Annotated in this window: 26 protein-coding genes; 17 read left to right on the forward strand and 9 right to left on the reverse strand. The window is 40.5% G+C overall.

The features are described from left to right. Positions 1-9: 9 nt before the first annotated feature. Together BK049_RS12695 and BK049_RS12700 are read left to right on the forward strand one after the other, a co-directional pair. Complete coding sequence (locus BK049_RS12695) at positions 10-759, forward strand: (S)-benzoin forming benzil reductase (RefSeq protein ID WP_008357209.1); 750 nt, start codon at positions 10-12, stop codon at positions 757-759. Positions 760-1,101: 342 nt separating this feature from the next. Then, positions 1,102-1,635: an HD domain-containing protein gene (locus BK049_RS12700; protein WP_008357207.1), complete on the forward strand. Its 534-nt coding sequence runs from the start codon at positions 1,102-1,104 to the stop codon at positions 1,633-1,635. Here the strand turns inward: BK049_RS12700 and BK049_RS12705 are convergent. Then, complete coding sequence (locus tag BK049_RS12705) at positions 1,632-3,122, reverse strand: esterase/lipase family protein (protein ID WP_242059711.1); 1,491 nt, start codon at positions 3,120-3,122, stop codon at positions 1,632-1,634. The two genes, BK049_RS12700 and BK049_RS12705, sit on opposite strands and share 4 nt — an antisense overlap. A gap of 174 nt (positions 3,123-3,296) precedes the next feature. Here BK049_RS12705 and BK049_RS12710 point away from each other — a divergent pair, with 174 nt between their 5' ends. The 9 genes from BK049_RS12710 to BK049_RS12750 all read left to right on the forward strand — a co-directional run bounded on the left by BK049_RS12710 (position 3,297) and on the right by BK049_RS12750 (position 9,676). Continuing rightward, positions 3,297-3,533, forward strand: a complete 237-nt coding sequence (locus BK049_RS12710; RefSeq protein ID WP_003213721.1) for a YuzF family protein — start codon at positions 3,297-3,299, stop codon at positions 3,531-3,533. A 183-nt stretch (positions 3,534-3,716) separates the two neighbouring features. Further along, positions 3,717-4,820 (forward strand): AI-2E family transporter, encoded by a 1,104-nt coding sequence (locus BK049_RS12715; RefSeq protein WP_008357202.1) that lies wholly within the window; start codon positions 3,717-3,719, stop codon positions 4,818-4,820. Positions 4,821-4,888: 68 nt separating this feature from the next. Next, positions 4,889-5,110: a spore germination protein gene (locus BK049_RS12720; RefSeq protein ID WP_008357200.1), complete on the forward strand. Its 222-nt coding sequence runs from the start codon at positions 4,889-4,891 to the stop codon at positions 5,108-5,110. Positions 5,111-5,211: 101 nt separating this feature from the next. Beyond that, positions 5,212-5,433: a spore germination protein gene (locus tag BK049_RS12725; RefSeq protein WP_008357197.1), complete on the forward strand. Its 222-nt coding sequence runs from the start codon at positions 5,212-5,214 to the stop codon at positions 5,431-5,433. Between the two features lie 94 nt (positions 5,434-5,527). Then, positions 5,528-5,776 (forward strand): YueH family protein, encoded by a 249-nt coding sequence (locus BK049_RS12730; protein ID WP_008357195.1) that lies wholly within the window; start codon positions 5,528-5,530, stop codon positions 5,774-5,776. 27 nt (positions 5,777-5,803) lie between these two features. Further along, positions 5,804-6,211, forward strand: coding sequence for a YueI family protein (locus BK049_RS12735; protein WP_008357193.1), 408 nt, complete (start codon positions 5,804-5,806; stop codon positions 6,209-6,211). Between the two features lie 60 nt (positions 6,212-6,271). Further along, positions 6,272-6,823 carry a cysteine hydrolase family protein gene (locus BK049_RS12740; RefSeq protein ID WP_008357192.1) on the forward strand — a complete coding sequence of 184 codons (552 nt, stop codon included), beginning with the start codon at positions 6,272-6,274 and terminating at the stop codon, positions 6,821-6,823. Positions 6,824-6,840: 17 nt separating this feature from the next. Next, entirely contained in the window at positions 6,841-8,310 is a 1,470-nt protein-coding gene (locus BK049_RS12745; RefSeq protein ID WP_008357190.1) for a nicotinate phosphoribosyltransferase, read from the forward strand. Positions 8,311-8,449: 139 nt separating this feature from the next. After that, on the forward strand, positions 8,450-9,676 hold the full coding sequence (locus tag BK049_RS12750; RefSeq protein ID WP_008357188.1) for an EAL and HDOD domain-containing protein: 1,227 nt from the start codon (positions 8,450-8,452) through the stop codon (positions 9,674-9,676). A 34-nt stretch (positions 9,677-9,710) separates the two neighbouring features. On the opposite strand, the gene BK049_RS12755 is transcribed toward BK049_RS12750, so the two are convergent. Then, complete coding sequence (locus BK049_RS12755) at positions 9,711-10,064, reverse strand: YuzC family spore coat inner layer protein (protein ID WP_034738645.1); 354 nt, start codon at positions 10,062-10,064, stop codon at positions 9,711-9,713. 505 nt (positions 10,065-10,569) lie between these two features. Between BK049_RS12755 and degQ the strand changes: the two genes are divergently transcribed. The 6 genes from degQ to BK049_RS12780 all read left to right on the forward strand — a co-directional run bounded on the left by degQ (position 10,570) and on the right by BK049_RS12780 (position 15,454). Next, on the forward strand, positions 10,570-10,710 hold the full coding sequence (degQ, locus tag BK049_RS12760; RefSeq protein ID WP_003213123.1) for a degradation enzyme regulation protein DegQ: 141 nt from the start codon (positions 10,570-10,572) through the stop codon (positions 10,708-10,710). A gap of 152 nt (positions 10,711-10,862) precedes the next feature. After that, positions 10,863-11,777, forward strand: a complete 915-nt coding sequence (locus tag BK049_RS12765) for a polyprenyl synthetase family protein (RefSeq protein WP_008357184.1) — start codon at positions 10,863-10,865, stop codon at positions 11,775-11,777. Continuing rightward, positions 11,774-11,944, forward strand: coding sequence for a competence pheromone ComX (gene comX / locus BK049_RS18990; RefSeq protein WP_008357181.1), 171 nt, complete (start codon positions 11,774-11,776; stop codon positions 11,942-11,944). The genes BK049_RS12765 and comX overlap by 4 nt, the downstream gene beginning before the upstream one ends. 53 nt (positions 11,945-11,997) lie before the next feature. Then, the gene (locus BK049_RS12770) at positions 11,998-14,319 is read left to right on the forward strand and encodes an ATP-binding protein (protein WP_008357179.1); all 2,322 of its coding nucleotides are present in this window, start codon (positions 11,998-12,000) and stop codon (positions 14,317-14,319) included. A gap of 80 nt (positions 14,320-14,399) precedes the next feature. Then, positions 14,400-15,041 (forward strand): two-component system response regulator ComA, encoded by a 642-nt coding sequence (gene comA / locus BK049_RS12775; protein ID WP_008357178.1) that lies wholly within the window; start codon positions 14,400-14,402, stop codon positions 15,039-15,041. Positions 15,042-15,064: 23 nt separating this feature from the next. Then, the gene (locus BK049_RS12780) at positions 15,065-15,454 is read left to right on the forward strand and encodes a hotdog fold thioesterase (RefSeq protein ID WP_008357176.1); all 390 of its coding nucleotides are present in this window, start codon (positions 15,065-15,067) and stop codon (positions 15,452-15,454) included. Between the two features lie 94 nt (positions 15,455-15,548). Here BK049_RS12780 and mnhG read toward each other — a convergent pair whose 3' ends face one another. Genes mnhG through BK049_RS12815 form a run of 7 tightly spaced genes read right to left on the reverse strand, consistent with a single transcriptional unit; the run spans position 15,549 to position 21,325 of the window. After that, complete coding sequence (gene mnhG, locus BK049_RS12785; protein ID WP_071168673.1) at positions 15,549-15,923, reverse strand: monovalent cation/H(+) antiporter subunit G; 375 nt, start codon at positions 15,921-15,923, stop codon at positions 15,549-15,551. After that, positions 15,907-16,188 carry a Na(+)/H(+) antiporter subunit F1 gene (locus BK049_RS12790; RefSeq protein WP_008357172.1) on the reverse strand — a complete coding sequence of 94 codons (282 nt, stop codon included), beginning with the start codon at positions 16,186-16,188 and terminating at the stop codon, positions 15,907-15,909. Before BK049_RS12790 ends, mnhG begins: the two co-directional genes overlap by 17 nt. Beyond that, entirely contained in the window at positions 16,188-16,667 is a 480-nt protein-coding gene (locus BK049_RS12795; RefSeq protein ID WP_008357170.1) for a Na+/H+ antiporter subunit E, read from the reverse strand. The genes BK049_RS12790 and BK049_RS12795 overlap by 1 nt, the downstream gene beginning before the upstream one ends. 6 nt (positions 16,668-16,673) lie before the next feature. Beyond that, positions 16,674-18,152 (reverse strand): Na+/H+ antiporter subunit D, encoded by a 1,479-nt coding sequence (locus tag BK049_RS12800; RefSeq protein ID WP_071168674.1) that lies wholly within the window; start codon positions 18,150-18,152, stop codon positions 16,674-16,676. Then, positions 18,145-18,486 (reverse strand): Na(+)/H(+) antiporter subunit C, encoded by a 342-nt coding sequence (locus BK049_RS12805; RefSeq protein WP_003213576.1) that lies wholly within the window; start codon positions 18,484-18,486, stop codon positions 18,145-18,147. Before BK049_RS12805 ends, BK049_RS12800 begins: the two co-directional genes overlap by 8 nt. Then, complete coding sequence (locus BK049_RS12810) at positions 18,486-18,917, reverse strand: Na(+)/H(+) antiporter subunit B (protein WP_071168675.1); 432 nt, start codon at positions 18,915-18,917, stop codon at positions 18,486-18,488. Before BK049_RS12810 ends, BK049_RS12805 begins: the two co-directional genes overlap by 1 nt. Next, the gene (locus tag BK049_RS12815) at positions 18,914-21,325 is read right to left on the reverse strand and encodes a Na+/H+ antiporter subunit A (RefSeq protein WP_071168676.1); all 2,412 of its coding nucleotides are present in this window, start codon (positions 21,323-21,325) and stop codon (positions 18,914-18,916) included. Before BK049_RS12815 ends, BK049_RS12810 begins: the two co-directional genes overlap by 4 nt. Between the last annotated feature and the right edge of the window lie 154 nt (positions 21,326-21,479).

The raw sequence follows: 21,479 nt of genomic DNA on the forward strand, positions 1-21,479 counted from the left end.
AGGGAGGAGATGACCATTCGAATTTCAATCGTTACAGGAGGATCAAAAGGATTTGGACTAGCACTTGTGAAAAGGCTTCTTTCACGAGGGGACCACGTGTTCACATCTGCAAGAAGTGCGGCTCCGATATCCCATCCGCACCTCACACATACACAGGTCGACCTCACAGATGAGGAAGCGGCTGCCAAGTGGCTTCAGGATATATTGTCATCACAAACACTTGAAAAGGCTGATGACATCTTGTTTGTCAATAATGCAGGAATGGTGACCCCTATCAAACGGGTAGGGCAAGGAGGACAGGATACGCTTCATCGGCATTATACGCTGAATCTTATGATGCCTGTCTTACTGAGTCATATGTTTGTTAGAGAGACACAATCCTTTAAAGGGAAGAAAACAATCGTTCATCTTTCCTCTGGAGCGGCTAAAAATCCGTACAAAGGCTGGAGCGCCTATTGCAGCTCAAAAGCAGGGCTTGATATGTTTATGAGAACTTTACATGAGGAACAGCAAGACGAAGCGCATCCTATCACCACATTTTCCTTTTCACCTGGGACGATTGATACGGATATGCAAGGAGAGATTCGGAAAGCCTCCAAGCAGGACTTCGAACAAATTGAACGGTTTCAGCAATTATATGAAACAGGTACGCTAAAGAGCCCGGATGAAGTCGCCGGTATTTTGCTCGACCTTCTAGCGGATGAGCCTGCTGGCGGTTGTGTATACGATGCGCGTGAGTATGGAAAAAAGCAGTCATAACGACTGCTTCAGCGTGTAGACAAACCCTCGCATTCGGTGTCAGTCCTGCGTGCTGGTGCTCACGAATGTCAAATTCGCTCCGCGCCAGTACTCGTCCTTCCTAGACTGCAAAGGTTTTCATGTCACGCTGAAAAGAAGACAAAGGGCTAAAATAAAGATCATTTTAGCCCTTTGTCAACAATCTGAAAGCAGTCATAACGACTGCTTTTTTCGTATTGTACAAGCAAAGACAGCTTGTATCGCATAAGCTAATCTTGAAGCTCATAGGAAATATGACAGAACATTTGAGTTTCTTTTCGGAATATGTTAGGATGCTAAAAATATAGATAAGGAGGGGTTTCCATGAGAAAGGTTACGTTAATGGATGTTTATACCCATCCAGTCGCTCAAAAATATTTAAATCGTTCAGGGAAAGCCCATGCGATAGCTTGTGCTTATCACGCATTCAAATTGGCGATGAAGGCTGGAATTAACCCAGATCTTGCTGTGAAAGCAGCACTCTTGCATGACATCGGCCACTATGAATGGTATACAGCGGGCGGAGAATGGGATTACGAGACATATAGACGGAATGATATTCATGCCATTAAAGGCGCAGAGCGGGCACATAAACTGCTGATACGGCTCGGTGAGGAACCAAAAGCAGCCAAAGATATTGCGCTGGCCATTCTGCTTCATACGGATTCCTATTTGCCAGAGGGCGACCTGCATAAGGACACACTCCAGCAAATAGTGAAAAAAGCAGATGAAATGGATGAAGAGCCTGGCGGACACCATCATTACAGACAAATAGATGAATCACTCGCACTACAAAAAATTGCTGAATTGGATGAGAAGGTGCAGCAGGCGCTTCAGCCCATGAAACGATCTGTTTAATATGGAATGTCTCCATGAATCGTTCCATGCTGATCGACATACAATGTGCGAATAACAGTACGGTTAAACGCAGAATTCCCTGACGCAGTGAGACCTGTGTAATGAACCGTGACGGAATAAGCACCTTGTTTTTTCAATTGAACGGCTGATGAAGAGCTCGTTTTCAGTGGATGATCCTCTTGTGCATCCTGAACATAAACGGTCTCTACTGTCTTACTGATCCGTTTAATCAGGCTGCTCGAATGTGTCGATGCATCTCCTGATTTCGCTGCAGCTATTTTGATCTCTTCATTTAACGGTGAGTCAAAGGACACAAGCAGCAAATAAGGTGCCTTTTTCCCTGAATTCGATCGAATCGTCCATTTTCCAGGAACGGGTTTATTGATTTGTACATGGTGTGAATATGCGCCTTCATATGGAAATGATGCATCTGATGTCGTAAGGTTCGTTAAGACATCTCCATTTGGGGCGACAATTTCAAGACTTGTTTCTTTCTGTTCATTTAACCACTGGATCGATAAGCCATTCGTTCCTTCCTCTACATAGAACGCTTCTGTTTTCTCCTTTTCGCTTTCCCCGCCTTTTACATAAATGTCTGTATTCAGCTCATCAGAGACAGGCTCTTGATTCACTTCCTCTTCAAGATCATCACTTGTGGTACTTGCCAGCAGCTGATGCTCGAATACGGGGAACATGCTTGTGCCGTTTTTGATCGAAAAGTGATCCCATTTTCCTGTTAGAATATTGTTTGCATACGAGAGCCTTGTGCTGCTGACCGTAACAGCGCCATCGTTTGCACCAAAGCTCTTTAAATACATGCCGCCTAAATAAAGCACGCCGCCAAAAGTTCCCCATTCTGAACCAGAATAGGTCACATATTTATTGGGGAACGTCTCCAGCCGGTCGGTTTCACTTCGAAAAGCCGCCATAAGACCGGTTTGCAGAGAATAGAGCGCCTCGCTTTTTTGTCCAAGGATTTGCGCAAGCCAGCTCCCGCCCTTGCTATAGGCTAAATCCGCAAGCGGCGTTCCATAATGAGGGGAGCCGAGTGTGATGACCTTATCTACATATGGATGGGCATTGTAATACACAAGTGCGGCCTGCGTATCCACTCCGCCTTTACTATGACCGATCACAATAAGCTTTCTACCAAAAAAATCATAGATTTCTTTTAGTTTTTCTGCTAATAGTTTGCCATTCGTTTTCATGTCCTGATCTGGATACAAATCTATGAATGCGCTTTCGTATCCATTCAGAACAGCTTGTTTTGCCATATCATTTTTATCAGACCATGTGGAGGAAGAGCTGTTGATGCCATGAACAAAAACAAGCGGGGGTTTTGACGTGTCTGTTTGAGCCGGCTCTTCTCCTTTAAACCACTTCCCTGGTGTACCAGGTGCATCTCCAATTGTGCCTGCGTGCGCATAACTTGCAGAGGATAGTAAGAGCATGACAGCAACGATACAGATTAATTTTTTCAAGATCATTCACCTCTTCAAATGATTTAAGATGTTGGCAGCACCAGTCTATTATACTTCTAAAAAATGTAAAAGAATATAATTTGTAAAAATATGGTATTAATGTTGTGGGTTTGCCGAGTGACACTCACATGGGTCATTGCATACGCTGTGGGTAAATACACAAGTAAAGGGGCAGGTAGGATGGCACAACAAGGAAGTCCACAGCTCGTTTCATTAGTTGATCCATATGTTTATCAAACATTGCAGAAAGTAGTCGGTATGAGATTGATTGTTCAAACAGTGAAAGATACAGTACGTGGAAAGTTGAAGGAAGTCATGCCGGATCATATTGTAATTGAGGCGGGGGCAAAATCAGTTTTTTATGTGCGGATCCAGCAAATCGTGTCGGTGATGCCTGATCACAGTGAAAGAGTGTAACAAGCAGACGCATAGGTGTCTGCTTTTTTCATGCTTATAGAATGTATATCTAGAAAAAGTGCATGATATACCAATTGTTCTTTTTTTTTCAAAAAATGTGGTTCTAAAACAAGAAGCAGTTGACAGAAGGTGGGTTGAATAGTAGTTTTTTAATAAGATCAATACGTAACAGGAGGAGCATCTTTGTTAAAATCTAAAGTTCATTTTTGGACATTCCAAATACTACTGGTTTTACTTATTGTGTATGTATCAACAAAGGTTTCGTTTTTATTTCAGCCGATCATTTTATTTGCATCAACCTTGTTTGTCCCTATCTTACTGGCAGGCATTCTCTTTTTCATTTTCAATCCAATTGTTCGGTTCTTATCGAAGAAGATTCCTAGGACGCTCGCCATTCTGATCATTTATCTCCTGTTCATCGGGCTCATCACATTCATTGTCAATGCTGCCGGTCCTGTCATTGTCACCCAGGTGGGTGGACTTGTTAAAAGCTTCCCTGGTTATGTGACGGATTTGCAGAAATTTATTAATGACTTTTCGCACTCCAAAACATTTACTTGGATGATGAACCAAGATTATGTGTCAGTTTCAAAGTTTGAACAGACGATCGTTTCGACATTAAAAGATTTACCGGAAAATATTGCTTCAAGTATGTCTGCGGTGTTTGGCGTGATTGCAAATATTGCCCTTGCCGTGATTACAGTTCCGTTCATTTTGTTTTATATGCTAAAAGACGGACATAAGTTTCCGGACAAGCTCGTTCAATTCTTGCCAGTGCCTTACCGCAAGGAAGGACTGAAAATCTTCAAAGAATTAAACGACACGCTTGCAGCTTACATACAGGGGCAGATTGTTGTATGTTTATTTGTCGGAGTTGCTTGTTTTATCGGATACTTATTGATTGGTGTAAAGTATGCGCTTATTCTCGGCATCATCATTGCGGTCACAAACGTGATTCCGTATCTTGGGCCATATCTTGGCGCGGCACCAGCTGTGCTCATTGCCTTTCTGGATTCCCCGGGAAAAGCGGTTGTAACAGTGATTGTGATACTTGTCGTTCAGCAAATTGATGGAAACGTGATTTCTCCATTGGTGATTGGGAAACGTCTGAACACACATCCATTGACGATTATCCTGCTATTAATTGGTGCAGGCAGCTTTGGTGGAATACTTGGCATGATCTTTGCTGTCCCTGTTTATGCTCTACTTAAAGCCATTACACTGAATATTGTCAGATTGGTTCAGCTGCGTCAGCGTTCTCGAAAAGAGCAGCATTTAAACGTCTAGGACAGATGCACAACTTTCCCCTATGTGCATAAGATGACTCACATAAGCAGATAGGGAGGAGAAGGAAGATGCCAGCAATTGTTGGACCCATTCATATTGAAGCTTTAGGCGGGAACGGTTCGGCTACTTTTGGTGATGTTCTAGCCATTGCCCCTTTGGCTGTAGATCACTCGACCGGCGGAGCGGGAGCTTTTAATTCAGGTGATTATATGTCCCTGACAAGTGATCCGAATGCCACCATGCTTTGGGACTTTACACTGTTTGGCCAGCCTCAATCATTTAATGCATAGAAAGACAGCTGATCATAAGACAGATCAGCTGTCTTTTTATGTTGGATAGACACGTATTGTTCCGCTAGGCATATGATGAGGGTAGTAAAGGTGGTGGGAAGATGCCAGCAATTGTTGGGCCTATTCATATTGACCGTGTTATTGGAAATGGTTCTGCACATTTCGGTGATGTGTTTGCCATTTCGCCCAAAAGTGTTGATCACTCTGCCGGCGGTTCAGGCACCTATAATGCAGGAGACTTTGTCCAGTTCTTCAACAGTCCAAATGTCACATTTGTTTGGGATTCAAACCTGATCAGCCAGCCAAAAAGCTTTAACGCATAGCCAGCTTTGAAAGGGATTCCTTTTCAGAAGCTGTCTTTTTTTATGGTACAATGGATATGAAAGGAAGAAGAAAAAGAGGTGTAAAAAGAGTCAAATGAAAATAAGAAAAGCACATATCACAAGCGGACAACCAAAGACCTACAATGTATATTTACATGAAAATAAAAAAGAATATAAAACACTTGTCGCTGTACCTGATATTGAATGGAGTATGTCCATTGCGTATGAGGACGAAAAAGCGCAGCTTGAGCAAACACTTGAACAATCCTTAAACCAAAGGGTAGAAATAAACGAAGCACGAGAAATCGCACAAAAAATTGTGCACTGGGTCACAGAAATGTAAATGTTGAAATCAGGAGTGAAAACCGCAATGAAAGAAGAATCCGTAGACTTTTATTTGCAGCAAGGAATATTTGGACATGCTGAAACAAAACCCGATGAACGAAGAATGTTTCTCGGGTCATTAAGGGAACGCGCTCTTCTCGCTCTGACAAAGGGGCAAGTATCAAGAAATAAACCGTATCAAGAGGTCGAGCAAGTATTGAAGGCAAACCGCGAAGCCACTGTTCTTTTAAATGGTGAATTGTCTTATGCTTCTTATTCTCCATATGTCAAAATGGCAAATGCTGCTGGGTGTTCTTTTAAAGTGGTCAACCATCACGAGTCACATTCTCCTTTCGGTCTTGTCATAGAGATGCCGCACGCGATCAATCAAGAGCGCATCTATATAGAAGATGAGCTGTTTCAAAAAGCTTTTTCTCGTGAATCTGTTGAATAGGTTTCCCTAGTGAAATGAATAGGCTATAATGATTCAAAAGAGTATATGGGAGAGATGCGGATGGGCAAAGCACTGATTTGTATTGATTATACAGTTGATTTTGTTGCAGACGATGGCAAGCTGACGTGCGGAAAGCCTGGACAGGCAATTGAATCAAAGATCACAGAGATCACTTCTACATTTATTGATGAAGGACACTTTGTTGTCTTTGCCGTCGATCATCATGAAGAACAAGACCCTTATCATCCTGAGACTAAGTTATTTCCGCCCCATAATATTCGCGGAACAGAAGGAATTGAACTTTACGGAAAACTAAGTTCACTATTTCACACGTCAAAACATGTAAAGCATGTCTATTATATGGAAAAAACAAGATACTCTGCTTTTGCTGGCACTCAATTAGAAATGAAACTGCGCGAGCGTGGCATCACTGAACTTCATTTAGCCGGAGTGTGTACCGATATTTGTGTACTTCATACAGCTGTTGATGCGTACAATAAAGGCTTTGAACTTGTGATTCATGAGAATGCGGTGGCAAGTTTTAATGAAGCGGGGCACAAGTGGGCACTTTCTCACTTTGAGCATACGCTTGGAGCGAAAGTGGTTAAGTAAGGGAAGGAGAATGGAAGTTGGAGCATCGGTTTACTGACGACAGTTTATCACTACATACAGATCTTTATCAAATTAACATGGCAGAAACATATTGGAGAGACGGCATTCATGAGAAGAAGGCAGTGTTTGAACTCTTCTTTAGAAAGCTTCCATTTGACAATGGCTTTGCTGTATTTGCTGGTTTAGAAAAAGCGATTGAATATTTATCGGACTTCTCCTTCACCGAAAGCGATCTTGCTTATTTAAAAGATGAACTCGGTTATAAAAGCGATTTCATTGAATACTTAAGCGGGTTGACCTTTACAGGTACACTTCATTCAATGCGAGAAGGGGAAATTGTCTTTGCGAATGAACCAATTATGCGCATCGAGGCAACGCTTGTTGAAGCGCAGTTAATCGAAACGGCACTGCTTAATATTGTGAACTTCCAGACGCTGATCGCAACAAAAGCGGCTCGGATTAAAGGCATCATTGAAGATGAGACAGCATTAGAATTCGGAACAAGACGTGCGCATGAAATGGATGCTGCCATGTGGGGAGCAAGAGCGGCACTGATCGGCGGATTCCAAGCAACAAGTAATGTCCGTGCAGGGAAACGCTTCAATATCCCTGTATCTGGAACACATGCCCATGCGCTAGTACAAGCATATCGCGACGAATATACAGCATTTAGAAAATATGCTGAAACACATACAGACTGTGTCTTTTTAGTGGATACATATGATACTGTCAGATCAGGCATTCCAAATGCGATTAAGGTAGCGAAGGAATTCGGAGACAAAATCAACTTTATTGGGATCAGACTGGATAGCGGAGATCTTGCATACTTGTCTAAAAAGGCTAGAGCGATGCTGGATGAAGCAGGATTCCATGACGCAAAAGTCATTGCATCAAGCGATCTTGATGAACATACCATTATGAACTTAAAAGCACAAGGCGCAAAAATTGATGTGTGGGGTGTTGGAACGAAACTGATTACTGCATTTGATCAGCCAGCCCTCGGTGCCGTATATAAGCTCGTATCAATTGAAGAAAACGGCAAAATGAATGACACCATCAAAATCTCATCCAACCCAGAGAAAGTCACAACACCAGGCCGTAAACGAGTGTATCGCATTATTAATCAATTGAATCATCACTCTGAGGGAGACTACATTGCCCTTGAAGACGAAGATGTACAAAGTGCAGAGAAACTAAAAATGTTCCATCCAGTCCATACATTTATCAGCAAATTTGTGACAAACTTTGTGGCGAAGGACCTTCACGTCCCCATTTTCGAACAAGGAAAGCTTGTATATAATAATCCTGATATTCAAACGATTCAAGCGTATGTTCAGGATAGTCTCGGACTCTTCTGGGAGGAATACAAACGAATCAGCAAACCAGAAGAATATCCAGTCGATTTGAGTCAAAAATGCTGGGATAATAAGATGCAATTTATCCATGATGTGAAAAACAAAATCAAAAAAGAGCTTTATGAAAGCTGATGCTAGCGGAAAAGGAGATCATCCAGTCAGGTGGTCTCTTTTTTTTGTTATGACCGATTCAAAATGAACCATAGGGGCAATCATTTGGTATACTGAAAGCACATCTTGTTTGTCATTGCATAAAGGAGGACTGGAGCAGTTGAGGGTGTTTGTTGCGAGACAGCCTATTTTTAATAGAAAAGAACAAGTCGTATCATATGAGCTTCTTTATAGAGATAGTGAAACCAATACATATCATGCTGAAGATGGTGATCAAGCGACAACGGACCTCATTATTAATAGTTTTTTAAACATTGGCATCGAAACACTGACAGAAGGAAAACGATGCTACATTAATTTTACGGAAAGCTTGCTTTCGTCTGATCTGCTCACTTATTTTGATCCACATCAGCTTGTGATTGAGATATTAGAAAATGTGCCGATTACCCCGGCACTTATCATGAGATGTAAGCAATTAAAAAAATGGGGTTACACGATTGCACTCGATGATTTCTTTCTGAACGGAACCCATTTTCATGACAAATTACTTGACGAACTCCTCGATTGCATTGATATTTTAAAAATTGACTTTCTAAAAACAACATGTGAAGAACGAAGAGCCATTTTACATACATATAAAAAGTATCGACTTCGTTTCCTTGCTGAAAAGGTAGAAACGCGAAAAGAATATGAAGAAGCGTTAGAAGCTGGCTTCCATTTGTTTCAAGGATATTTCTTTAGTGAACCGCACGTCATTTCGGGACGAGCCTTGTCGACTAGCTTTCATGCGTACCATCAGCTATTGAATGAGCTGAGCAAGGAACAACCGAATATCCAGACCGTGACGCATTTTATAGAGAGTGATCTTTCGCTTTCATATCAATTATTAAAAATGCTGAATTCGGGCGGCATGAGACGCCTTTATCAAATCAAGAGTATTCGGCAGGCAATTATCCTGCTTGGATTTAACGAGATTCGGCGATGGATCTTTATTCTTTCATTTAAAGAACTCAATGTGCAAGCCAACTCAAGTCAAAAAGAAATCATCAAAATGTCGTTCATTCGGGCCAAAACGTGTGAACTCATTGCCCATCGAACCGAACGAGAGCATCCCGCTTCTTATATGCTGACAGGCATGTTTTCACTCATTGATACGCTTGTTAGGGCAGACATTACTGAACTTGTGAAGGAGCTGCCGCTTTCTGATGAAGTGGGTGAGGCGCTGCTTGGTTATGAAAATGACTATTCCTTTGTTTTAGACGTCGCCAAACGTATTGAACGAAATGAATGGGATGATGAGATGTTAGAAGGACGTCTTCCGAAGCAAGAAGCCTACGGCTGTTATATAGAAGCCATTGAATGGTGTCATAAAATGTTTGAATCTTAACAAAAGCCGCTCTGACGTGAGCGGCTTTTCTTTGTCATCCCCACTGTAAAAGCAGAAAAAGCCTGCTTGAAGTTAGGGATAAGTAGATGCGAATGCCTTCTGGACTAAAGCGGATATCGATATTGCTTTTTACCCCGATTTGTCTTAGCATTCGAATCACACTTGCGGTGTCAGCGCGCTCACCAGCCTCCATGATTCGCTGTCCAAACGAAAGCGATCCGGAAATTTGCTGTGTAATGAGTGATGCATCAGCAACGAGCCGGGTTGATTCTTTTGCAGCTCTTTGAAACGCGTGGGCATCCACCGGGGGGAAGGTCATAGGCGTTCGTGGGTATGCGCTCCTCATTGCGGGAACCTGCAAAGGGGGATAAGGAACATAGTAAAACACATGGTCACCTCTTCTCTCATTGAAGTGAATTTGGACGGATATCTGTTCTAAATGTATGAAGAAAATCAGAATAAAGAATCAAAATGATCTTTCTACCTTTGCACATTCATCATAAAAATAGGTACTTTTGCGGTCAATTTCGGTGAATGTCGCCAAAAAATTGCGGTGTCTACAGTAGAGCCTGTCGTCTGACCTATGACATGAAAAACCGTGAGAACAGAAGGGATCGTATGTTCTGTTGTGTGAGAATCGTGCCGAATCGTGCCTGTTCTTGTCGGAAAAATGACGCGGTTCCTTTGAAATTGAGATAAAAGTATCATTTGAAAAGTCTGAAAATGATGAAGAAAGACCTATTGAATTTTGCGGTATCACGCACACATTTTGTGCATACTTTTCGGTGAAAAAATACTCAATAGCATTTACACTGTTAGTAACAGATCAAATACTTATGACCCAATCACCATACACAAATACATTGATCTTCCAAAAAAGGAGAGTGGAATCGATGGAAAAGTATGAAATCGAAGAACTGAAACAACTATTATGGAAACTCGAAAACGAAATTAGAGAAACAACGGCTTCTCTTCATAACATTAACAAAAGCATTGATCAATACGACAAATATGAATATGTGAAAATTTCTTAAAGACTTGATGGCCATCAAGTCTTTTTTTTTATCCAAATACATACAAAAAAAGGATATATTATTATATAATTGTTAAATAGTGATGTCAGTGGACATTTGTTTATTTCTTTTTAGTAAAATAAGAGGCGAGAGGGTGAGGATCAAGATCGAGTATGCTAAACTATCTAGAGAATAAAAAAATCAAGCAGAAAATGTCTGATTTGATTCAACATGCAGTCAGGCAGAATGATTTACAAAAGCTGCTTCTTGAATTTACAGATATAAAGAAAGAATGTCATTTTGGTCAATTGGCTTACCAGCATTATGAGGCATTTGGCGGACAAGACAAGCAAGCGATTACAGAATTGGCAGCAGGGATTGAACTTCTCATCTTATCTGCCGATATATTAGATGATGTTGAAGATCAGGATAATGATTCGTATCCTTGGATGAACATAAACCAAGGAGTGGCCATCAATGCTTCTACGTATTTGTATACGGTGAGTATCCAATTCATCACATCAATTTGTGAAAATAATTCTCAACTAATAGAGAAACTGTTCCACTTCATCAAAATGTCTATGGAAGGGCAGCATGAGGATTTGAGTCATTTGTATGGAACAGAAGAAGAGTGTGTAGAGGTTTTAAGGAAAAAATCTGGATCTTTAACAGCTCTTTCTAGCGTACTGGGTGTTTATTTAGCGACAAGAAAAATGAATGCCACTGTAGAATCTTATTCGATTTATTATGGTGTTGCTGAACAAATCAGTAACGATTTTTTTGCGTTATTTTCAAAAACAAACGGAGATTTTCAAAAAAAACAAACGCTGGCATTTAGTTATTTACAAAGACATTTTAACGATGTCAGTCTAGAGCTTCTTTCCTTCTTTTCTAACCGGCTGGATGAGTCAGAGCAAAAGCCGTTTCAACTGAAGCAAAAGTTACTTGAAGCTGGTTTGACTCAGTACATGGTATCGATGAGAGAGATTATGATGTTAAAAATGAAGCAAGGAATTGCACAACTTGATTTGCCTAAAACGAAAAAGGAACAATTATATGCATATATGACAAAGGAGGGCAATGATTGAACATTCAAAATGTTATTGCATATTTAGTGGAAAATCCTAATGTTGTGAATGAATTGGACTTAGGGAATGCAAGTTTAATTCACACAGATGAGGAAACGATGAAAGCAATCATTCAAGGCATAAAAAAAGGGCAAATGTCTGCAGATTATATATGGTACTATAAATGATACTATTCATTTAAAAATGATCTAAAAGTTCTCCAGTTAAGGATGTTTTATACATGAAGATAACTTATACGAAACTATCTGCTTTTTTGGTTTTTCTGTCTTTTTTATTTGTGATCTATGTTTCATATATTTATGTATTTGATATTTTTAATGGAGCACGTGTTGCGGAGAACAAGAATGGTCAAGCAGAAGTTGTCAAAGTCGAATATCTTTCTTTAGCCTACACATCAGGATTAGAAGAAGGAGATATTATACTTAAAATCAATGGAGAACCTGCTAACAATAAAGATCATTTGATCAATGGTGAGCTTAGGAATGTGCAAAGAATTGATATTCAAAGAGGCAACCAAATGATCACCCTAAAAAATAAGACATTGATTGGTCAAGAAAGTTTATTTGTCTATATAATTCCTCTCATCCTGTATTCAATATGTTTATTTTGTATCTTCTTTATCATTCGTATTAACAAAGAGGTCCAACGAAAATCAGCATTTCTTTTAGTTTTATTTTTATTAACGATTTGTATCGGATATCTTAGTGCAGGTACTTCAGGTATTGGTGATAGATTTAGCCATTATGTCATCACATTTTGTTTATCAAGTGTATTTATCTTTTATATTCATTTCATTTATCAATATTTTAAAGAGTTTGACCTGCATATAACGACTCGAAAAACAATTTATATTTTATATAGTCTTCCTATAACTAATCTAGTAATAGAGCTGTTTGTTCCAATTGATTCGGTGATAGCCAGATACATGCCGAGTTTAAATCTTTTATTCTTTTTTGCTTCTATTATCATGTCATTCAAAGTCATTATTAATGGAATGCAGAAATATAAAGAGACAGAGCAGGGGTCTGTTTTAAAGTTTTTTGTCATGATTAATATCATAGCATTTTGTCCGTTTATATTTTTATTTGCAATTCCATATGTTTTGTTTCGTATTTATGTTGTAGATCCCTTTTTCTTAACTTCTTTTGTATTGCTCATTCCTTTTTCACTCGTGTATCAATTCATGACGAACAAACTTTACAATATGGATTTCTTGATTAGTAGACTTAAATACTATGGATTTATTGCCATTACACCGACCATTTTAGTTGTTGTCACGTTTTATATTCTGCAAAAACCAGAAGATTTAAAGTACACACTGAAGCTCACATTCATCACATATACACTCATGTTGGCTGTTTTCTATTTTAAAGAAATTTTAGATTTCCGTTTTCGTTTGAAACGTTTTTCAGAGAAGCATAATTATCAGGATAGTGTATTTAAATTTACACAGCTTATTCGTGAGGCGTCATCACTTCATCAAGTACTGTATCATTTGAAATACACCATTTTAGAAGTGCTCGTTGTGAATAAAGCCTTTGTGCTAGAGGTGAAGGCTGATGGAGAAATTGTTGAAATTGATGAAATTGATGAATCAATAGAAGAAAGCCAGCTATGGAAAGATTATGTGGATCAATTTCAAGATATTTTAGGTGAAGTTGGTAAAATCATCGGACTGGATAAAGGATTCATGATGAAAATTGGCGAGCGGGGCGGTCACTCGTTTGTGATTTGCTGTTTATCCAATTTAAAGACACCGAAGCTGACCCGCGATGAAATTTCATGGCTGAAAACATTGGCATTTTACACAAGTGTCAGTTTAGAAAATGTTGTCAAGATTGAAGAATTGATGGAGCATCTTGAAGATTTGAAACAGCGTGAATCCAATCCTGCTTGGCTGAAAAAGATCATGTTTGCGATGGAAGAGAAGCAGCGCTCAGATTTAGCGAGGGATCTCCATGATTCTGTGCTGCAGGATTTGATTTCGCTGAAAAGACAGTCTGAAATGTTTTTAACCAATTTTCATAATGAACAATGCACAACGTCTATTGAAAATTCGCTTATCTCATGGAATGAACAAATGTCTAAGGTGATTCAAACCACAAGAGAAACATGCCATGAACTTCGGCCACAACTCCTTTATGATTTAGGGTTAGTGAAGGCGATTTCGAAGCTGGTTTCTCAAATCCAAGAGGAAGCACCATTTCATATTAGGCTGAATACGACCCGCTTTGATAAAGAACTGGACATTGATATTGACTCACAGCTGAATATTTACCGGATTGTGCAGGAGCTGTTATCCAATGCGTTGAAGCATTCTAAGGCCAGCCAAGTCTTAGTGATGCTCATTTGTATTAAAGATCAAGTTGTTCTCCATTATGAGGACGATGGAGTCGGATTTGATGCAAGCCAGCTTGATCAGCACACGATGAGCATGGGACTCTCAGGTATAAGGGAGCGAGTCAAAGCGTTAAATGGGAAGCTTCAAATTCACACAGCACCTGAAAAAGGGCTCAAGGTGAAAATTGAAATGGAATTGTAACGATTTCTTAAGGAATAAGACTTGGCATCTGCCAAGTCTTTTATATAAAATGAAAGTGAGTGATTTAAAGGGAGGAAGACATGAAGAAGATATTGGTCATTGATGATCATCCGGCTGTCATGGAAGGGACAAAAAGCATATTAGAATCAGATCAGCAGCTATCAGTCGATTGTTTAAGTCCTGATGCAGAAGCCGCCTTTTTAAAGACGCATGACTTTTCCATCTATGATGTGATCTTGATGGATTTAAATCTTGGGGATATCAATGGAATGGACATTGCGAAAAAAATTCTAGAAACGAATCAACAAGTGAAAATTATTATTTATACAGGATATGAAGTAGATGATTATTTCGAAGAGGCCATTCGAGCTGGATTGCATGGTGCAATAAGTAAAACAGAGACAAAAGACAAAATTATTGAATACATACACCGCACATTGCAAGGAGAAGTGGTCATTCAGCTATCCTATTTAAAGAAATTAATTTCACAGCAGCAAGAGAAGCCAGAACAGGCGCAGCAGACGGATCATGAGCTGTTAACAGAGCGTGAATGTTTAATTCTTCGAGAAGTGGAAAAGGGCTACACAAACCAAGAGATCGCCGATGTGCTTCATTTGAGCAAACGCTCGATTGAATACAGTTTGACATCCATCTTTAATAAGCTGAATGTAGGATCTCGAACAGAAGCGGTGTTAATTGCAAAATCTGAAAGTGTGCTGTAAACGTGTGAAGGGAGAGGGCCTTGATGGATGTAAGTGGATCTAATACACTGCTTGAGGCACTGGGTATTGAAATTGTGGAATGCAATCAGTCACGCTGCGTGGCGACAATGCCAGTCGATCACCGAACAAAACAGCCATTTGGATTACTGCACGGAGGCGCGTCAGCTGCTCTAGCAGAAACAGTGGCGAGCATGGGGGCTGCTGCTCATTTAGATGTAACTCAGCAGGTTTGCTCAGGTATTGAGATCAATGCCAATCATTTAAAATCTGTACGTGATGGAGTGGTGACAGCTACAGCTGTTCCTGTACATGTAGGACGGCGTACAATGGTATTCCAAGTCGATATAAAAGATGATCGAGACCGTCATATCTGTACGTCAAGATGTACACTTGCTGTCATTGATCGCATATAAAAAAGCTCCCGATGCGGAAGCTTTTTTTATATTCTTTTAGGAACATCTAATCATGAACATGAAGTGAACAGGACCTGAATGTCTGGTTCTTCATTTATAAATAAGAGTCTTCTTTTCGCTTAATGACAAAGTTACGGAAACCGCCATAATCATCTTGGACACTTCGTTTATCCATTTTCACACCAGTATTGTAAGCAGCTCTTCCGATTAAATGAGCGCCAACTGGTGCAGTCAGGAAGATAAAAACAATCCCGAGCAAAATTTTTGCGGAGATGACCCCTGCCAGAAACCACTCGTGAAAGAACACACCAACTAAAATGAGGACAACGCCAAGTGTCGAAGCTTTTGATGCAGCATGCATACGTGTGTAAACATCAGGCAGGCGAAGGACACCAATGGCTGCGATCAGACAAAGGATTGCCCCAAGCAGGATAAAGAAAATGACGATGGCTTTAGCGATGACGATCATTTTCAATCACTTCCCCTTTCTCAAGGAATTTGGAAAAAGCGACAGTGCCGATAAAGGCAAGGATACCGAGCAGTAAAATAATTTCAAAGAACGTAGTGGTTCTCAGTAAAATGGACACGATGGCTGTCATTCCAATTAAATTGATACCTATCGCATCAAGCGCACTAACGCGATCAGGAATAGAAGGTCCTTTGATAACCCGTATAACAAAAAGCAAAGTAGACAACGCAAGAATGCCAAGTGAAATTTGCAATAGAAGGTCCATTACTTACCGCTCACCTCCTGAATCGCTTTTTCAAATGAAACCCGAATATCGTGAATGGCTTTTTCAGCATCTTCAATATCCATGGCATGAATGTATAAAATCGACCGATCATCCGAAATATCAATGACCAGTGTACCGGGTGTTAATGTAATCATATTGGCTAGTATGGTGATTTCCCAATCTGTTTTTAAGTCTGTACGAAAGGCGAAGATACCAGGCTTGATCTGCAGCTTTGGAGATAACACCGTCTTTAGTACACTCAAATTGGCAAGAAGCAGCTCCCGGACAAAAATGATCACAAGCTTGAAAATCGCATAAAGGGCATAGCCATAAAAACGTTGCGGGAAGAAGCGCCGCAGCATAAAAATGGCGATCATCCCTAATGCAAATCCTGATACAAAGTCAGCAGCTCTGTATGTATCATTCATAAACATCCATGTAAAGGCGAGGAGAGCATTTAATAATATTTGAAAGGCCATGTTCATCTACTCCTTCAGCACAGCTTGAATATATTTTTCTGGTGTTGAAAGCATTTCCGCAGCTTGATTGATATAAGGTGCAATGAATTCTGTCCCTAATCCAATCGCAAGCGATAAGACTACAAGCAGTACTCCAGGGTACACCATTCCTCTAATGGATGGCTTTCTTCTTGGCATATCCTGTTCCTTGCCCCAAAATGCGAGCATGAAAATCCTCATAATAGAATAAAGGACAAGAAGACTGGACAGTAAAACAAGAATAGAAAACGTCATGTATCCAGTAGAGAATCCACCTTCCACAATTTTTAGCTTGCCAACAAATCCACTAAGCGGCGGGATACCTGCAAGAGATAAAGCTGATAGGAAGAACATCCAGCCGAGCAGAGGCTGGGATTGAATCAGTCCGCCCATTTTTTTTAAGTGATTGGTACCAGCATACACAAACAGTGCCCCTGCCAGCATAAATAAAGCGCCTTTGATCACCATATCGTGAATGAGATAATAAATGGCACCTTGGAGTGATGCCGGTGTATTGGCTGCAATTCCAAACAAAATGACGCCAACAGCTGTGACAATGTTATAAATTACGATTTTTTGCACATCAGCATAGGCGATAGACCCAATGACACCGAATATAACCGTTAGTGCGGCAAGCCAAGCCATGATTGTATGTGTAAAACCTGTATCATGTATAAAAATGAGCGTAAAGACTCTGGCAATTGCATATAAACCGACCTTTGTCAGCAGTGCGCCAAACAAAGCCGAAATCGCTGCTGGCGGTGCATGATAGGATCCTGGCAGCCAGAAATAAAGCGGGAAGACCCCAGCTTTTAAGCCAAATACAATCAGGAACAGAATAGAAATAACGGTGATTAACCCCGTTTGCCCTGATTCAGCTATTTTTACACTTAAATCAGCCATATTCAGTGTGCCTGTGACTGCATATAAACAAGCGACACCAACAATAAATAACGCCGATGAAATGATATTAAACACGATGTATTTCAGTGATTCACGGAGCTGAGGCTTTGATCCCCCCAGCACAATGAGCATATAAGACGCCATCAGCAGTAATTCAAAGAAGACAAATAGGTTGAAAATATCCCCTGTTAAAAAGGCACCACTGACGCCAGCTAACAAGAATTGGACACCAGAATAATAGAACAGCCGCTCTCTTTCTTTCCCAATCGTTTGAAAGGAAAAAAGAACTGTGACAAGACCCACGAGCGAAGCGGTCAGCACGAGAAGTGCGGCAAACTGATCTGCCACAAGGGCAATGCCAAATGGCGCTTTCCAGCCGCCCAAATAAAGGGTTTGTATGCCGTTTGTGAAAATCGTTTGCACCAAATAGATATTACACATCACAGCTGAAAGAGATGCAAAGACACTAAAGCCTCTCGACAGCATGATGTTTTTATTCATAAAGATTAATAATGTAGCGGCTAGTAATGGAATTAATATAGGCAGGATCACGAGATTATTCATGCTGATCATTTCCTCTCATTTGATCCATGTCATCTGTTCTCAGCTCTTGGAAGGCACGGAAGGCCATCACGAGCAAAAAGGATGTTACACCAAAAGCAATGACAATGGCTGTTAAAATTAATGCTTGTGGCAATGGATCTACATAGGATGTGAGCCCCTCTTTCAAAATAGGAGGTGCTCCCTTTTTCAAGCCGCCCATTGTTAATAAAAGCAAATGGACGCCGTGACTTAAAACGGCCGTACCGACGATGACCCGCAGAAGGCTTTTTGAAAGCATTAAATAGGTCGCCGCCATAAAGATAATTCCGACGATAATAGACATTAGAAATTCCATTATTCCTTCTCTCCAATCGTTTGAATAATGGTCATGGTAACACCAACAACAACCAAATACACACCGATATCAAACAGTACAGCTGTCGCCAGCTCTGTCTTCCCTAGAAACGGCAGTTGGAAATAATCAAATGTATGGGATAGAAAAGGTGCTCCGAACAGAAAAGATCCCATACCTGTTAGGATGGCAACGAGCAAACCGACACCAGCCACATAAATAAAGTCAAATGGTAAAATGCGTCTGACTGTTTTAAGATCATAGGCTAAAAGCAGAAGGACGACAGCACCAGCACTCATCAAACCGCCAATGAATCCTCCACCAGGATTGTTATGTCCTGCAAGAAAGAGGTGAAGTGAGAAAAGCAAGATGATGAATGCTGTGATTTTTGTTGTGACTTGTAAGAGCATATCATTCGTATCAATCTTTCTCATCGCCGTACGCCTCTCTTCCGTTTTCCTTGTGCTTTTACCTTCAATAATCCATAAATACCGAGTGCCGCAATGGCCAGCACTGTAATCTCAAAGAGTGTATCAAAGCCCCTGAAATCGACAAGAATGACATTGACAATATTGTCTCCGCCAGCCAGTTTGTAGCTGTTTTCAATGAAGTACGTTGAAATTGTGTCAAGAGACTGCTGGCTTGTTGAAGCGAAAGCAAGACAGGTGACAACGACTCCAACACCTAATGAGATGATCAAATTTGTTAATTTAAATCTTCGTGTTTTTTGTTTCAGACTCAGCTTCGGCAAATGATAGAAGCAAAGTAAAAACAGTGCAACAGAAATCGTTTCAATAATGAGCTGTGTCAGCGCAAGATCAGGTGCTCTGAAAATCACGAAGAATAATGACAGGGTGTATCCCATGACACCTAGAGCAATAATAGCTGTTAAGCGTGAACGAGCAAATACAGTAGTGACAGTTGCCGCCACCATCACAAGTGAAAGGATGACTTCGTACGTGCCGATTGAAGCAGCATGCTCAGTTTGAAATGAGAAGGCTTGCTTGTAGAACATCACGCTGCCAAGCACGATAATCATAAACCCAAATACATAGACAAGATAGTCACGAAGGAATCCTGTCATATAGCTGTTTGTTAGGCGGTAAGCCCCTTTTTCTACACCTATAAGCGAACGATCATACAAAGCGTTCAATGACCATTTTTCCTTAAAGATGTTGTACATCGGACGCCACTTTGACATCGTCAAATAACCGATTGTGCCGAGCGTAACAACACCTATTGTCATATAAAGCTCTGGCTGGAATCCATGCCATGCTTCAATTTTCACAGCAAAACGACTTCCTGTATCAATGGCTTCAGGAATAATTGCTTGAATAGCAGGTTCAATGACAGAATAGGCAAGGATATTAGGGAAAAAGAAGAAAGTGACCACAAGTGCAGCGAGAATCATTGGCGGAATAAGCATACCAATCGGTGCTTCATGCGGTTTTTTCTCCAATTGATCGACCTTTAGACGACCTCTGAATGTTTTAAAGAGGAGCATCATACTGTAAATGAACGTAAACACACTAGCAAGCCAAGCGATGGCAGGGAAGATAGCACCCCATGTGGAAACATCGGTAAAGCTGATGTCAGAGATACGGATCATACTTGTGAAAAATAGTTCTTTACTTAAGAAACCATTAAATGGCGGAAGTCCGGCCATCGAGAATGTACCAATCAACATAATCGTAAAGGTAATAGGCATGATGGTCATTAATCCGCCTAATTTACGAATATCACGTGTACCTGTTTCGTGATCAACTATTCCAGCTGCCATAAAGAGACTGCCTTTAAAGGTAGCATGGTTAATGAGATGAAAAATAGCAGCAAGTACGGCTGCGCCAAAAAAGGCAGGATTGTTTTCATGAATCGCAGCTGCACCTACTCCAAGCATGAGCATGATCATGCCGAGCTGACTAACGGTAGAAAAGGCCAAAATGGCTTTTAAATCGTTTTGCCGGACAGCATGGAATGATCCCCAGAATAATGTGACAAGTCCAACGATTGAAATCGTCCAAAACCAAACTTCTGATATAGCAAAGATTGGGCTAAAGCGGGCAACGAGATAAATGCCGGCTTTCACCATAGTGGCAGAATGCAAATAACTGCTCACAGGGGTTGGTGCTTCCATCGCATCAGGCAGCCAAATGTAAAATGGGAATTGTGCTGATTTCGTAAAGGCACCTAATAAGATCAGGATCATGGCAGGAATAAAATAAGGCGATGCCATCAGGAGCTGAAGCTGATTGACTGCTTCTCGAATACTGAATGAATCAGTGATGAGATAAATGAGAATGAAGCCACCGAGCATAGCTAATCCGCCAAAAACAGTAATAAGCAGTGATTTGGTTGCTCCGTAACGAGAGCGGTCCCGCTGATACCAATACCCAATTAAGAGAAAGGAAGAGATGCTCGTTAGCTCCCAAAACAAGTAAAGAACGACCATGTTGTCTGAAAGAACCACACCAAGCATAGCGGTCATAAACATCAATAAATACGTATAAAAAGAGCCAAGTTGTTCTTTTTCCTTTGATAAGTAGAAAATACTGTATAAGACGACAAGTGCGCCAATTCCTGTAATCAATAACGTAAATAACAAACTAAGGCCGTCTACATATACAGTGAAATTCATTCCAAGGGAAGGAATCCATTCGGCCTGTGAGAACAACGTTCGTCCATTTGATGTCATCGTGATCATCTGGACAAAATAGATAAATAATAGAATTGGCAGGATAAGAACAAACCATCCCGTATGTATACGCTGTACATATTTAAAAAGAAAAGGCACAACAAACGCAAGCAAAAAAGGCGATAGGATGGCGAAGTGAATAAGCTGCAAGAAAATAAACCTCCTTTGATCAATGTAAATTCACGTTCTAAAGAACTGGTAATTAAAATTATAGCGTAAACACAGCTATAGCGCATTGGTTTGAACTGATTTACGACAAATTGAATTCATTTTAAGTTCTTTTGACCATAAAATAATTTTATCA

Origin of the sequence: Bacillus xiamenensis (assembly GCF_001857925.1) — a bacterium.
GTDB lineage: Bacteria > Bacillota > Bacilli > Bacillales > Bacillaceae > Bacillus > Bacillus xiamenensis.

Excerpts from the sequence above, each read along its gene's own strand:
- comA (WP_008357178.1), top strand. The coding sequence starts at position 14,400 with ATGAAGAAGATATTGGTCATTGATGATCATCCGGCTGTCATGGAAGGG.
- BK049_RS12740 (WP_008357192.1), top strand. The coding sequence starts at position 6,272 with ATGGGCAAAGCACTGATTTGTATTGATTATACAGTTGATTTTGTTGCA.
- BK049_RS12725 (WP_008357197.1), top strand. The coding sequence starts at position 5,212 with ATGCCAGCAATTGTTGGGCCTATTCATATTGACCGTGTTATTGGAAAT.
- BK049_RS12765 (WP_008357184.1), top strand. The coding sequence starts at position 10,863 with ATGCTAAACTATCTAGAGAATAAAAAAATCAAGCAGAAAATGTCTGAT.
- BK049_RS12735 (WP_008357193.1), top strand. The coding sequence starts at position 5,804 with ATGAAAGAAGAATCCGTAGACTTTTATTTGCAGCAAGGAATATTTGGA.
- degQ (WP_003213123.1), top strand. The coding sequence starts at position 10,570 with ATGGAAAAGTATGAAATCGAAGAACTGAAACAACTATTATGGAAACTC.
- BK049_RS12810 (WP_071168675.1), bottom strand. The coding sequence starts at position 18,917 with ATGAGAAAGATTGATACGAATGATATGCTCTTACAAGTCACAACAAAA.
- BK049_RS12700 (WP_008357207.1), top strand. The coding sequence starts at position 1,102 with ATGAGAAAGGTTACGTTAATGGATGTTTATACCCATCCAGTCGCTCAA.
- BK049_RS12710 (WP_003213721.1), top strand. The coding sequence starts at position 3,297 with ATGGCACAACAAGGAAGTCCACAGCTCGTTTCATTAGTTGATCCATAT.
- BK049_RS12780 (WP_008357176.1), top strand. The coding sequence starts at position 15,065 with ATGGATGTAAGTGGATCTAATACACTGCTTGAGGCACTGGGTATTGAA.
- BK049_RS12705 (WP_242059711.1), bottom strand. The coding sequence starts at position 3,122 with ATGATCTTGAAAAAATTAATCTGTATCGTTGCTGTCATGCTCTTACTA.
- BK049_RS12800 (WP_071168674.1), bottom strand. The coding sequence starts at position 18,152 with ATGAATAATCTCGTGATCCTGCCTATATTAATTCCATTACTAGCCGCT.
- BK049_RS12795 (WP_008357170.1), bottom strand. The coding sequence starts at position 16,667 with ATGGCCTTTCAAATATTATTAAATGCTCTCCTCGCCTTTACATGGATG.
- BK049_RS12770 (WP_008357179.1), top strand. The coding sequence starts at position 11,998 with ATGAAGATAACTTATACGAAACTATCTGCTTTTTTGGTTTTTCTGTCT.
- mnhG (WP_071168673.1), bottom strand. The coding sequence starts at position 15,923 with ATGATCGTCATCGCTAAAGCCATCGTCATTTTCTTTATCCTGCTTGGG.
- BK049_RS12730 (WP_008357195.1), top strand. The coding sequence starts at position 5,528 with ATGAAAATAAGAAAAGCACATATCACAAGCGGACAACCAAAGACCTAC.
- BK049_RS12790 (WP_008357172.1), bottom strand. The coding sequence starts at position 16,188 with ATGGACCTTCTATTGCAAATTTCACTTGGCATTCTTGCGTTGTCTACT.
- BK049_RS12805 (WP_003213576.1), bottom strand. The coding sequence starts at position 18,486 with ATGGAATTTCTAATGTCTATTATCGTCGGAATTATCTTTATGGCGGCG.
- BK049_RS12720 (WP_008357200.1), top strand. The coding sequence starts at position 4,889 with ATGCCAGCAATTGTTGGACCCATTCATATTGAAGCTTTAGGCGGGAAC.
- BK049_RS12695 (WP_008357209.1), top strand. The coding sequence starts at position 10 with ATGACCATTCGAATTTCAATCGTTACAGGAGGATCAAAAGGATTTGGA.